This is a genomic window from Nocardia sp. NPDC059236 (genome assembly GCF_042754085.1).
In the GTDB taxonomy this organism is placed as follows: domain Bacteria; phylum Actinomycetota; class Actinomycetes; order Mycobacteriales; family Mycobacteriaceae; genus Nocardia.
The window spans coordinates 193,055-205,377 of the sequence record NZ_JBHZAF010000006.1 but is presented as its reverse complement, the minus strand read 5'-3'; the positions used below and the strand labels follow the sequence as shown (position 1 = coordinate 205,377).

At 66.5% G+C, this 12,323-nt stretch carries 10 protein-coding genes; 4 read left to right on the top strand and 6 right to left on the bottom strand.

The window, feature by feature from the left end:
• Window positions 1-78: 78 nt before the first annotated feature.
• From ACFXIV_RS18030 to ACFXIV_RS18015, 4 genes are all read left to right on the top strand, one after another.
• Complete coding sequence (locus ACFXIV_RS18030; protein WP_379421292.1) at window positions 79-2,571, top strand: glycoside hydrolase family 3 protein; 2,493 nt, start codon at window positions 79-81, stop codon at window positions 2,569-2,571.
• A gap of 76 nt (window positions 2,572-2,647) precedes the next feature.
• A complete protein-coding gene (locus tag ACFXIV_RS18025; protein WP_379400501.1) occupies window positions 2,648-4,300 on the top strand; it encodes a family 20 glycosylhydrolase in 1,653 nt (550 codons plus the stop codon).
• 199 nt (window positions 4,301-4,499) lie between these two features.
• On the top strand, window positions 4,500-5,210 hold the full coding sequence (locus tag ACFXIV_RS18020; protein ID WP_379400502.1) for an IclR family transcriptional regulator: 711 nt from the start codon (window positions 4,500-4,502) through the stop codon (window positions 5,208-5,210).
• A gap of 345 nt (window positions 5,211-5,555) precedes the next feature.
• Window positions 5,556-5,960: a helix-turn-helix domain-containing protein gene (locus tag ACFXIV_RS18015; RefSeq protein WP_379400503.1), complete on the top strand. Its 405-nt coding sequence runs from the start codon at window positions 5,556-5,558 to the stop codon at window positions 5,958-5,960.
• Between the two features lie 355 nt (window positions 5,961-6,315).
• Here ACFXIV_RS18015 and ACFXIV_RS18010 read toward each other — a convergent pair whose 3' ends face one another.
• Genes ACFXIV_RS18010 through ACFXIV_RS17985 form a run of 6 tightly spaced genes read right to left on the bottom strand, consistent with a single transcriptional unit; the run spans window position 6,316 to window position 12,284 of the window.
• On the bottom strand, window positions 6,316-7,596 hold the full coding sequence (locus tag ACFXIV_RS18010) for an MFS transporter (protein WP_379400504.1): 1,281 nt from the start codon (window positions 7,594-7,596) through the stop codon (window positions 6,316-6,318).
• Window positions 7,597-7,652: 56 nt separating this feature from the next.
• Window positions 7,653-8,393, bottom strand: coding sequence for an SDR family NAD(P)-dependent oxidoreductase (locus tag ACFXIV_RS18005; protein ID WP_379400505.1), 741 nt, complete (start codon window positions 8,391-8,393; stop codon window positions 7,653-7,655).
• Window positions 8,394-8,447: 54 nt separating this feature from the next.
• A complete protein-coding gene (locus tag ACFXIV_RS18000) occupies window positions 8,448-9,629 on the bottom strand; it encodes a lipid-transfer protein (RefSeq protein ID WP_379400506.1) in 1,182 nt (393 codons plus the stop codon).
• Window positions 9,626-10,678, bottom strand: a complete 1,053-nt coding sequence (locus tag ACFXIV_RS17995; protein WP_379400507.1) for an acyl-CoA dehydrogenase family protein — start codon at window positions 10,676-10,678, stop codon at window positions 9,626-9,628. The genes ACFXIV_RS18000 and ACFXIV_RS17995 overlap by 4 nt, the downstream gene beginning before the upstream one ends.
• Window positions 10,678-11,127 carry a Zn-ribbon domain-containing OB-fold protein gene (locus ACFXIV_RS17990; RefSeq protein WP_379400508.1) on the bottom strand — a complete coding sequence of 150 codons (450 nt, stop codon included), beginning with the start codon at window positions 11,125-11,127 and terminating at the stop codon, window positions 10,678-10,680. Before ACFXIV_RS17990 ends, ACFXIV_RS17995 begins: the two co-directional genes overlap by 1 nt.
• Entirely contained in the window at window positions 11,124-12,284 is a 1,161-nt protein-coding gene (locus tag ACFXIV_RS17985) for an acyl-CoA dehydrogenase family protein (protein WP_379400509.1), read from the bottom strand. Before ACFXIV_RS17985 ends, ACFXIV_RS17990 begins: the two co-directional genes overlap by 4 nt.
• Window positions 12,285-12,323 lie beyond the last annotated feature (39 nt).

Here is a 12,323-nt window from a genome sequence, read left to right as displayed (position 1 = left end):
GCTGCCGGAAGGAGCAGCCCCGCTCGGCACCGGCAGGAACTCCGATTCCGAAAACCAAGACCTCACACCGGAGAAGAGATGAATCACCCCTTGCCCGCCGATTCGCCCGATCTGGAAGCGCATCTGACCGCGCTGCTGGACAAGCTGACGACGCAACAGAAAGTGCGGCTCCTGAGCGGCGAATCGCCCTGGTCGCTGCCCGCCGAGCCCGCCATCGGGTTGCGGTCGATCGTCATGTCGGACGGCCCCTCCGGCGTCCGGGGCGGGTCGATGGATGACCGGGTCCCTTCGGCCAGCCTGCCCTCCGCGACCGCGGTCGCCTCGACCTGGGACCTGGACACCGTGGACCGCCTCGGTGCGCTGATCGCGGCCGAGGCCCGGGCGAAGAACATCGACGTCGTGCTGGGGCCGACGGTGAATCTGCACCGATCACCACGTGGCGGACGCCATTTCGAGGCATTCAGTGAGGATCCGTGGCTCTCGGGCCGAATCGGCGCAGCCTATGTCAAGGCGGTACAGACCCACGGCGTGGCCGCCACCGCCAAACACTATGTCGCCAACGACAGCGAAACCGAGCGGCTCACCGTGGACGCACGGGTCGACGAACGCACCCTGCGCGAGGTGTACCTGGCGCCCTTCGAGCGGATGGTCGGCGAGGGCGGCGCATGGCTGGTCATGTCCTCCTACAACCAGGTCAACGGCGCCACCATGAGCGCGAACCCTTTGCTACGCAAGCCACTCAAGGACGAATGGGGTTTCGACGGCGCGGTCGTCTCGGACTGGACCGCGGTCCGCGACACCGTCGAATCGGCCACCTCCGGCCAGGACCTGGTCATGCCCGGCCCCGACACCATGTGGGGCGACGCTCTGGTCGACGCCGTCCGAGCCGGAAAAATCGACCCGGCCACCATCGACGACAAGACACTGCGGCTACTGCGACTGGCCGCCCGGGTCGGAGCCCTGGATTCCGTTGCACCGGTGGCCACTCCACCCGCGCCGTGGCAACGCGACGACATCCGATCGCTGCTGCGACACGTCGCCGCCGACGCCATGGTGCTCGTGCACAACGACGGCCTCCTGCCGATCGCAGCCGACACCACACCTCGACTCGCCGTCATCGGCCACCACGCTCGCCGGGGCCGCAATCAGGGCGGCGGCTCGGCGTCTGTGTTCCCGGAGACGGTCGTCTCACCACTGGAAGGCCTGCGCCAGCGCTACGGCGCCGACTGCGTCACCTACACCCCCGGTCTGGTGCCCAGCGCTGAACTGGTCCCCTTCGAACGGGGTACGGTCACCGACCCGGTCACCGGCGAACCGGGCATCCGGGTGCGCTATCTGGACCCGCAAGGCGCACCGTTCGCCGAGGAGGTCTTCCCGTCCGGCCGATTCGGCTGGCTCGGAGACGAACAGCTCGCCCGGGCCGCGACTCTGGAGATCACCGCCCATTTCACCCCTGCCCGCACCGGCCACCACCGGCTCGGCTTCGCGGGCCTGGGCCACAACGTGTTCCGGATCGACGACCGCGTGCTGAGCACCGACCCGATCGTGGCGGACAGCGACGATGTCCTGCAAGCGATTCTGAATCCGCCGTCGCGGGCCTTCGATGTCGAACTCGAGGCCGGGCAGCCCGTCGAGATCACCCTCGAGTTCCGACCCGATCTGCCCGGCGGCTTCCCCATCGCCCGGCTCACACTCGGCACAGAAGACGTATTCGACACGCCCGCAGAAGAATTGGCACAGGCCGAGGCACTGGCCGCAGCCGCCGATATCGCGATCGTGGTCCTCGGCACCACCGAGACCATCGAATCCGAGGGCTTCGACCGGCCCACCCTGGCCCTGCCCCAGGGCCAGGACGAACTGGTACGCCGAGTACTCGCCGCCAACCCCCGCACGGTCGTAGTCGTCAACTCCGGTAGCCCGGTGCTGATGCCGTGGCTACATGACGTTCCCGCAACCCTGCTCACCTGGTTCCCGGGCCAGGAATTCGGCGCGGCGCTGGCCGACGTCCTCAGCGGCGCCGGCGAACCCGGCGGCCGCATCCCCACCACCTGGCCCGCCACCGAGACCGACGTGCCGGTCTGGCAGGTGGAGCCGGTCCACGGGCGACTCGAATACACCGAAGGCATCCACATCGGCTACCGAGAATGGCAGCGCCGCGCCGCCCACGGCGGTCCCGCACCCGCCATCCCGTTCGGGCACGGGCTGGGCTACACCACCTGGCAGATCATTGAGCCGGTCGTCGCGACTGCGGGCGACGGCTGGGTCACACTCACCGTCGACGTCACCAATACCGGATTGCGAAGCGGAAAACACGTTGTGCAGGCCTACCTTTCGCGTACCGCACCGTCGTCGATCGATCGCCCCGAATGCTGGCTCGCCGGCTACGCGCTGGTGCACGCAGAACCGGGCGCGACCGTGACCGCCCGGATCGGTATCGAGCCCCGCTCCCTCGAGCACTGGTCGGTCGACGAGCACACCTGGATCCGGGAACCCGGCGCGTTCAGCGTCCGAGTCGGCGCCAGCGTGGCCGACCTCGGGGCAGCAGTCGAAATCCCCGCACCGCGCGTCTGATCCGATCTCGAAGGCCAGCTAGGGACGGCCACCGCCATCCCGGCCGGTCTTCGTTCATCCGTCCCGAAGGAAACACATGACGAGAAGCGAACCCGCCACATCCATCCCTAACCTGGTCACGGGTATCGTCCCCACCCCTTACCTAGTTCGGCGCCTGACCGGTCCGGAAATGGCACTCACCCCCGACACCGCAGTCCTGGCCGACTCCGACTCTGCGATGCCGATCGCCAGACGCTTCGTCAGCGAGTACTTTTCGGACACCTCGGTCCGCCTGAACCTGATCCGCGACGCAACGGAGGCCCGCGGACCGGTGCTCGAATTCCGGCTGGATGCACCGCCCGACGATGCGGTACCGCGGGCAACCGGCATCGATCCCACCGGCGCGGACACCGATGAGCGCCACTCGATTCGGATCGAGGCACGCGGGGCGACGCTCACCGCACCCACCCCGGCCGGGCTCTACCGCGCATCGGCCAGCTTCCGCCAACTCGCTGCCGCACACCGCATTTCCGGCACGGGCATCACCCCCATGATGGTGCTCGACGGCCCACGCTATCGATGGCGCGGACTGTCACTGGACATGGCACGGCACTTCTTCACCGTCGGCGAACTGTCCAGGGTCATCGACCTGCTCGCCTACTACAAGCTCAACGTGCTGCACCTCCATCTAACCGACAACGAGGGCTGGCGACTGCAGGTCCCGGGCCGCCCGAAACTCACCGAGAATTCGGATGACTTCCTGTCGGTCGGCGAATACGCCGCGATCACCGACTACGCGAAGCAGCGATTCATCACCATCGTCCCCGAAATCGACATACCCGGTCACATCGGTGCGGCCGCCGCGGCGTATCCGGAGATCGGGACGACCATTCGGGGCGAGGCGAAGCTACCGGGACTGCCCGCGACCGCGTTCACCCACCTCGATCCCGACAATGAGGACGCGCGGCGTTTCGTCAGCGATGTCCTCGGCGTCGTCGCCGAGCTCACCCGAGGGCCTTTCGTTCACATCGGCGGCGACGAGACCGTGTTCATGCCTGCCGAAAAGTACCGCCGCTTCATCGATTTCGCCGCTACCCAGCTGGCCGAGCGAGGCAAACAGGTGATCGCCTGGCAGCAAACCGTACGGGCCGAGCCGGAACGGATCGCCATGTTCCAGTATTGGAACGACATGCTCGCCCCGGACGACTCCACCGCGATCCCCGACCCGATCCCGAGCGACCACCCACTCGCGGGTATGGCTGCGGCGCTGCAGGATTCGGCGGTTCTCGATGCCATTCACGCGGAATCGGCACGTGCTCGACAAGATCCATACCTTCTTGCGCGGGCCTCGGCACCGGTACTGCTGTCGCCTGCTTCGCACGCGTACCTCGATCGCGCCTACGCCGAACCGCCCCGCGATCCGGGCGCGTCACGTCCGCACCTGGGCCACCCGATCCACGCGGCGTCGACCATCCGTCGCAGCTGGGAATGGGACCCCGCGCGGATTCTCGGCGATCTCGAGGTCGAGATCGCAGGCGTCGAGGCGGCCATCTGGTGCGAGACCGTCGAGGGCTTCGCCGACCTCGGGCGGCTCGTGCTGCCACGCCTGGTCGGCACGGCCGATCGGGCCTGGTCGCTCTCGACCGACCACACGTGGGACGAGTACCGCGACGGCCTGGCCTCGCACGCGCGCTGGTGGCGACAGCGCGGATGGGAGTACTTCGACTCCTCGCTGGTCGAGTGGGCGTGAACGGCGCAGAGAGGTACGCAGCCGACCACTGGGCAGAATGAATTTCAGTTTTGCCTTCCTGTGAGGTCAGAGCGCTGCTAACGTGGAGCCCGTCACTAGAATTAATTTCAGTTCCGTTTCCGGAGGTCCCGTGACTGCCTCAGTCCTCGAAGCTTCACACCCCCAGAGCTCGCAGCTCCCGCCCTCGATGATCGAGAGGATGAGCCTGATCCTCGACACGTTTCCCTACCGCACCAGTCGCCTGACACTCGACGACGTCGCCCGAGCTACCCGGCTGCCCCGCTCCACCGCCCACCGGATCATCGAACAGATGATCAGAGTCCGGTGGCTCGATCGCACCAGCTTGGGCTACAGCCTGGGACCAAGGGCACTGCAGGTCGGCAGCAACGACGACTCCAACGCCCTCAGATCAGCAGCCGCGCCGTTGCTGCACGCATTGATGCTGCGCACGGGGATGACAGTGCACCTGGCAACCCTCGACAAAGGGCAGGTGTATTTCCTCGACAAGATGGGTGGCCACTTCGCCAAAAGCGTGCCGTCACGTGTCGGTGCAACAGCACCCGCGCACGCGACGGCGCTGGGGAAAGCAATGTTGGCCTGGCTCACGCCCGAAGACGTGGACCGACGCGTTGCCGGCGCGATGACCCGGTCGACCGCGAGCACCATCACCGATATCAACCTGCTTCACAAGCAACTCAGCGCCATACGCGACCGAAACGGCATCGCGTTCGCGCGCGGAGAATGCTTCGATGACATCGCCTGCACCGCTGTCGCTATCCGCACCCCCCTCGACAGCACGATCGGTGCAATCTCGTTGACCGGTAAAAGCGACGCGCAGCTCGCGCGAGTCGCGCCGCTGGTGCTCGACGCTGCCCGACAGGTGACCGCCGCGATTTTTCACCGATCTTGATTCGCGAACCTTCCGAACTGCAGCAGTAGTTCGAGCGAGGCAGAAACTCGACACCACCGCCCGTTTCCGCGCCACGCGGGACTTCGAGCGTTTGGTGCGACCCGGCGGTTAGGTCATCCGGCACCCGCCTGCGTGCCGGGCGGTCGAATCAACGACGTCTGCGCCACCGCCGAATACTCCGACGCATTCGGCCGTCCCGTCACACCTGGACGGCGATCGAGAGCTCGACGCCATCGAGCCCAATAGGCGCTGCGGGCCCGGTCGGCACGGAGGCCGACCAGGACCGGCCGCCCAGTCGCCAAATCTGTTCAGGACCCCGCCTCCCCTAGAAATGAGGCCTCACTGATGCCCAGCCAGTTCGGTCGGCGGTTGAACGCCCTATTCGACCAGTGGGCGCAGCAGCACCATGAGCGCTTGACCAATCATCGGTTGGTTGCTGAGCTCGACCGTCGTGGCTTCTCGGTATCCGAACCGTATCTGTCCCAAATCCGCCGCGGTCGCCGCTCTCATCCTTCATCCGCGCTGGCAGCCGCTCTGATCGACTTTTTCGGCGTCGACCCGGACTACTTCGGCGACGGCACCACGCACTGCGATGCAACGAACAACAACACCATCATTGCCGATATCCACGGCGATACGCTGCGGCAGCTATTGAGCACGGCCGCCGAGCTGTCGGCTGACTTCCTCGACTACTTGATCATGCTCGCCGTCCGGTTGCGCCGCGCCGAGAACCTCCCCATCGAGCCCTAGGCTATTTCCCGATAGTGGCCGCATTGGGCCGCGTACGCTGCATGCCGTGGCTGGCAGTGAGGCGGAGCCGGGTCTGCGTGAGCTGCGTTACGAGTATTGTAAAGCCTTCCGCAGCAAGAGCTTTCACTCTTCATGGACCCGGCTCGCAGTGCGCATCATGTCTGTTGCGGCCGAGGTAGTCGGGTCGGCAGGGCTCATCAGCACCGCTCGCTTGCCCTCGTCCGCGGCGCATATCGCGGTGGGTGGCCGACATCGCGTGGTCGATGAAGATTGCGCTGTGCAGGGGTCAGTCGAATGATGTTGGCCAGCGCCGTATCTCGGGTTGGCAGCAGGTGTTGGTGCCCAGATGGCGGGGTCATCGGGTTTTGACTGGAAGGATAGCGAGGGCGCCGAGTCCAGCGACAACTGCAACAACCGGGTACAGCGTGCCGTATCCGTGGGACGCTGTGACGATCGCTGCGGCCGCCATTGGTGCGAAGGTGCTCGGCAGGGTGGATGCGATATTGATGATGCCGAGATCCTTGGCGGCGCTGTCGGCGTCGGGCAGTACTTGGGTGACCAATGCTTGATCGACGGCGAGGAAGGTGCCGAATCCGATCGTCAGCACAACAGTGGATCCGATCAACCCGCCCACGGTCGGAGCCCATATCGGGAGCAGCGCCGAGGCCGCGATGATGATGCCGCCGGCGAGAACGATGGGTTTGCGTCGTCCGATTCTGTCCGAGAGCGGTCCTGCGATGCCGAGGGCCAGGAGAAATCCGGGCAAGCTGACCAGACTGATTATCGGGGTGAGATGCGTGGCTTCCGTGAGCGTCAGGCCTACGTAGTCCTGGGCGATATAGAGCTGGTAGGTCAGCACCATGTAGTAGCCGCCGCAGATCAGGAACCGGCCGAGAAATACCCAGAAGAAATCGGGATGGCGTCTGGGGTTGACCCAGAACATCTGCAGCACAGTGGCGACCGAAAGCAGGGGTCGGCTGCTGTTTCGATTGTCGGCGTCCGGGTTCGCTATCAGGAATCCGAGCGAGAAGACGAGGGTGATGGTGGCGACAACGGTGTATCCCAAGGGGATTCGGGTGGCGAAGCTTGCCCCGATCACCGGACCGAGGATCGCCGCGATCACTGTTCCCAGGCCGGCCAGGGTTGAATAGCGGCCGCGCCGATCCACCGGCACCCGGTCCGGCTGGATCGCGGTGAGGGGGCCACCGAAGGTGTTGAAGCCCAGGTAGGCGATGCTCGCGGTCATCAGCAGCATCGCGACCGACGTGGACGACCCGGCCGCGATCAGACCCAGGAATCCGAGCAGTGCACCGGCCAGCATCCACGGCGATCGTGCTCCGAACCGTGTCCGCGTGCGGTCGGACAAGACGCCCACGACCGGTTGCGTGAGAACCGAAACGGTAGCGACGACCGCGTTGACCAGTGCGAGCTGCTGCACTTTGTGATCGGGGTCCATCGACTGAACCTGCAGCGCAGCAAAGTATCCGACGGACCCGAAGCACAATTGCGGGCAGACATGCGCGAACGGCACGCTGAGGAACAGGCGCCGCAGGGAACGGTCGGCGATCGGGCGCCCCGCGGCCGAGGGAACCTGGGACGGCGGAGGGCTGGCGTCGGTCGAGGTGGCTGGGGCCATCGGATGTCCTTGGGGCGCTCGGCGATAGCGGGTGGGAGGTTGAGGCGATGCGGCCGCTACGCCATGAAGGCGGCGCCGCCGTCCACGCTGATGGTGGTTCCGGTGACGTAGCTCGCGTCCGGTCCGGCCAGGTAGACCACGGCCCGGCCGATGTCGTTCTCGGCATGGCCGAGGCGAGGGATCGACAGGTTGGCGAGGATGTTGTCGAGCTGTCCCGGGTGTTTTTCGAATTCGGCTGCAGCGGCGTCGGACAGGACGAACGGGCAGATGGCGTTCACGGTGATGCCGGATCGGCCCCACTCGCGCGCGGCGGCGCGAGTGATTCCCGCGATCGCGGATTTGGCCGCGATGTAGGTGACGAAGTTGGGAATTGCGGTCACTTCCGAGCCGGATCGGAGGTTGATGATTCTGCCTCCGTCGACAAGATGCGGATAGCAGGCGCGCATGAAGTACAGGGTGGCCATCGGGCCGGTACTCATCGCCAGTTCGATGTCCTTGTCGCTGGTTTCGGTCAGCGGCAGCAGTGCGGATGCCATGGCATTGTTGACGAGAATGTCGACGGTCCCGAACTTGGTGACAACCTCGTCGACGAAGGCGTTGACCTGGGAACTGTCGCGGATGTCGCAAATCTTGGCGAGTGCAGTGTCCTCGCCGAGCTCGGCGACGAGGTCGTCGGCCGGTTTGATATCGGGTATTGCCACGCGGGCTCCGGCATGTGCGAGGGCGAGCGCGATACCGCGACCCACTCCCCCGGCTGCACCGGTGACGATTGCGACTTTGTCTTTCAGTGTTTGCATACCTGTTCTCTCATTTCTCGTTGTCGCCGTGTATTTCCGGAGTTATGTGATGGGTCATGGGCGGATATTGCCGAGGACGAGGCCGCTGGTCGGCACGCCTGTGCCCGCAGTGACCAGGACGCTGGTGAGGTCGGGCGGCTGGTTCACCGCTGTTCCCCGGACCAGGCGCACCGCCTCCGCGATGCCGTTCATTCCATGCAGGTACGCCTCGCCCAGCTGACCGCCGTGAGTGTTCAAGGGCTGTGGGCCGCCGGGATCGAGGTGGCCGTCGGCGAGGAGATGGCGTGCTTCGCCGCGGGCGCAGAAGCCGAGCTCCTCGAGTTGCGGTAGCACCAGCGGCGTGAAGTGGTCGTAGAGGATGACCGCTCCCATGTCGCGCGGCCCGAGCCCGCTTTGATTCCACAGCTGCCGCCCGACCAGTCCCATCTCGGGAATGCCGGAGATCGAGGGCCGGTAGTAGGAGGTCATCATGAGCTGGTCGTCGCCGGCGCCTTGGGCCGCACCGAGCACGTAGGCCGGTGGATGCCGCAGGTCACGTGCTCGTTCCGCGGACACGACAACCACGGCCTGGGCGCCGTCGGTTTCCTGACAGCAATCCAGCAAGTGCAGAGGTTCGGCGATCCACCGGGAGTTCTGGTGTTCCTCGAGCGTGATCGGGCGACCGTGAAACCAGGCCTGCGGGTTCGTTGCCGCGTGCGCGCGATCGATGACCGCGACGCGACCGAAATCCTCACTCGTCGCGCCGTACTCGTGCATGTAGCGGCGAGCGAACATCGCCACCCACTGCGCCGGGGTGGACAGACCATAGGGGGTCATCCACGAGTAACTCGCCCGGTCGGCGCTGATGTCCACGGGTCTGTCGGCCTGGCCCAAACCGTAACGCTCGCCGGAACGTTCGTTGAATGCGCGCCAGCACACGACGACCTCGGCCAGCCCGGCGACGATCGCCGCGACCGCATGGGCGACGGTGCCGCAAGCCGCGCCACCGCCGTGCCCGACTCGGGAAAAGAACGACAGTTCGCCGATACCGACATTGCGTGCGACGTGATTCTCGGCCGAGGATTCGGCGGTGAACGTCACCATGCCGTCGACATCGCCCGGGGTCAGTCCCGCGTCGGCGATGGCGGCCGTGACCGCCTCGCAGGCCAGCTGCAGCTCACTGCGCCCGGATGCCTTGGAGAATTCGGTGGCCCCGATGCCGGCGATCGCCGCCGCACCGGTGATGGATGGGCTCATCGTTCACTGCTTCCGAGGAGTTCGCCGAGTTCCTGCAGGACGGCTTCGGGTCCGCCGAAAGTGGCGGCGAGTTGTTTGCCCCAGAGGAAGTGGCGGTGGACGGGGTAATCGGTGTCGACTCCGATGCCGCCGTGGACATGCTGGACGCGGTGCACGACATCGAGTCCGGCCTGCCCGCACCACCATGCGGCGACCAATGCCGCTCTGTCCGCTTGGTTTTCGTCGGAATCAGAGGTGAGGGCCTGCCACAGGGTCAGGCGCATGGCGTCGACGTCGGTCCAGCAGTCGGCCAGCTGGTGCTGCACGGATTGAAACGAGCCGATGTAGCGGCCGAACTGGCGGCGGTCACGGACATAGTCGGCGGCCAGGCGCAGCGCGCCGTCGGCAACGCCCACCTGCAGTGCGGCCACCGCCAGCCGCGACCAGCGCACAACCTCGGTCGACGCCTGCCTACCACCGACCCGCAGCGCCGGTGTCGACTCGAGCACCAGATCCTGCGCGCGGTCGAGATCGGTCGTCGGCGCGGGTTCCCAGGCCAGATCGTGGTTCGTCACCAGATACAGGCCCGGGCCGTCGTCGGCGACGGCGGAGACGAGCACGAAATCGACGCCCTCGGGTGTCGGGACCGCAGCCTTGATACCCGACAGTCGCCATGTGCCCGAGCCACTTCCGTTCGCGGTGGGGGTGGCTCGGCACGTCGGTGCGGCCGCAGTGGCGCTCCCGTATTCCTCGAGCGCGACCGTCAGTCGGACGGCGCCGTCGGCCACGCCGGTGAGTACGTCGCCGCAGGCGTGGCGGGCCAGCGCCGAGGCGGCGACGATGTGCGGCCAGACCGGGGCGGCCGAGACGGTCCGGCCCTGTTCTTCGAGAAGCACGCACGCAGCGTCCATGCCCAGTCCGGCGCCGCCGTGCTCGTCGGGGAGGGCCAGCCCGAGCAGTCCGGTACGGCCGAGTTCGGTCCACATGGTGTCGGAATCGCCGAGCGCCGAGAACACGCGGGCGGCCAGCGCTTGGACTTCGAGCAGTTCATCGGTGAGTCGGAAGTCCATCAGCGTTCCTCGATAGTGGCCGGTGCGAAGACCGGCAGGCTCAGCTCGGAGTCGGCGTCGAACCAGCCGAGGGTCAATGGCATACCGATTTCGAGGTCGGCGATGGCGACGTCGGTGAGATTGGTGATCAGCCGGGTTCCTTCTTCGAGCTCGACGAGCCCCACGATCAGCGGGTAGTCGAAGGCGGGATGGCGGGGATGGTGTGCCACGACCCAGGAGTAGAGGGTGGCCCGGCCGGTTGCCTGCGCGGCGTCCCAGTCGAAGGACTGACACCGCGGGCATTGGGGACCGGGTGGGTGCCGAAGTGTTCGACACGCCGCACAGCGTTGCACCAGGAGCTGATGCCGGCGTGCAGCTTCGAACCAGAACCGGTTGTCGAGGTTGATCGCCGGCCGCGGGCGGAGCTCGCGGATTTCTGCTGCAGTGGCGTCGGAGGATTCGTGGTTCATCGCGCACCTCGGGGCAGCCCCAGGGCGCCGGTGGCGACCATGTCGCGCAGGACATCGTTGACTCCGCCGCCGAAGGTGTTGACGATGCCCTGTCGGGACAGCTGCTCGACCTGTCCGTGCAACGCGGCCCGGGCCGCCTCGGAGCGGAGCCGTCCGGCGGCGCCGAGCACGAAGCTCATCGACCGCTGCAGGTCGATATGGGCTTCGGTGCCGTAAACCTTTGCGGCGGCGGCCTTCTCGGGGCTCAGGGTTCCGTCACCGACCTCGGCGGCGAGCCGGTGGTTCATCAGCCGCATCGCTTCCAGCCGCGCGTGTGTGCGCGCGAATTCGCGCCGCACCCAAGGTTGTTCGGCCGCGCCGGTGTCCTGGGCCCAGGCGAGCGTTTCCTCCCACAGCTGGATCATCCGGCCGCCGAGGGCGGCCAGCGCCATCCGTTCGTGGTTGAGCTGGGTGGTGATCAGCCGCCAGCCGCCGTTGACCTCACCCACCACGTCGGCCGCGAGGACACGGATGCCGGAGTAATAGGTGGCGGTCACTGTCATGCCGCCGACGGTGGTGATCGGGGTCCAGGAGTAGCCGGGGTCATCGCAGGGCACGATCAGGATCGAAATGCCCTGATGCTTGGGGGCTTCGGGGTCGGTGCGGCAGGCCAGCCACACGTAGTCGGCGGTGTTGCCGCCGGTGGTGAAGATCTTGGCTCCGTCGACGACGAACCCGTCACCGTCAGCGACCGCGCGAGTCCGCAGGGACGCGAGATCGGTTCCCGCCTCGGGTTCGGTGTAGCCGATCGCGAACACGATCTCGCCGCTGAGCATGCCCGGAAGGAACCTGGCCTTCTGTTCCTCGGTGCCGTACTGCATGAGTGCCGGGCCCACGGTATTGATGGTGACCAGGGGGAACGGCACTCCTGCCCGCTGAATTTCGTCGTAGAAGATGAACTGTTCCTCGGCGGTCAACCCGCGGCCTCCGTACTCCGGCGGCCACCCGACGCCGAGCCATCCGTCCCGGCCGAGCATGCGAGTCACCTCGCGGAATCGCGGCCCGCCGGCGCCGGCCTCGGCCACCTCTCGACGTTGCGCCGGGGGCAGGAGTCGGGCGAAGTACTCGCGCAGCTCTCTGCGTAGGGCCCTTTGCTGGGTTGTCTCTCGCAGATCCATGGGTCGTCATTCTGCTGTCGAGGCGAAAACGTGCAACCG

Bases quoted from the DNA above. Each gene is read 5' to 3' on its own strand.
- ACFXIV_RS18025 (WP_379400501.1), top strand. From the start codon at position 2,648: ATGACGAGAAGCGAACCCGCCACATCCATCCCTAACCTGGTCACGGGT.
- ACFXIV_RS18010 (WP_379400504.1), bottom strand. From the start codon at position 7,596: ATGGCCCCAGCCACCTCGACCGACGCCAGCCCTCCGCCGTCCCAGGTT.
- ACFXIV_RS17995 (WP_379400507.1), bottom strand. From the start codon at position 10,678: ATGGACTTCCGACTCACCGATGAACTGCTCGAAGTCCAAGCGCTGGCC.
- ACFXIV_RS18015 (WP_379400503.1), top strand. From the start codon at position 5,556: ATGCCCAGCCAGTTCGGTCGGCGGTTGAACGCCCTATTCGACCAGTGG.
- ACFXIV_RS17985 (WP_379400509.1), bottom strand. From the start codon at position 12,284: ATGGATCTGCGAGAGACAACCCAGCAAAGGGCCCTACGCAGAGAGCTG.
- ACFXIV_RS18020 (WP_379400502.1), top strand. From the start codon at position 4,500: ATGAGCCTGATCCTCGACACGTTTCCCTACCGCACCAGTCGCCTGACA.
- ACFXIV_RS18000 (WP_379400506.1), bottom strand. From the start codon at position 9,629: ATGAGCCCATCCATCACCGGTGCGGCGGCGATCGCCGGCATCGGGGCC.
- ACFXIV_RS17990 (WP_379400508.1), bottom strand. From the start codon at position 11,127: ATGAACCACGAATCCTCCGACGCCACTGCAGCAGAAATCCGCGAGCTC.
- ACFXIV_RS18030 (WP_379421292.1), top strand. From the start codon at position 79: ATGAATCACCCCTTGCCCGCCGATTCGCCCGATCTGGAAGCGCATCTG.
- ACFXIV_RS18005 (WP_379400505.1), bottom strand. From the start codon at position 8,393: ATGCAAACACTGAAAGACAAAGTCGCAATCGTCACCGGTGCAGCCGGG.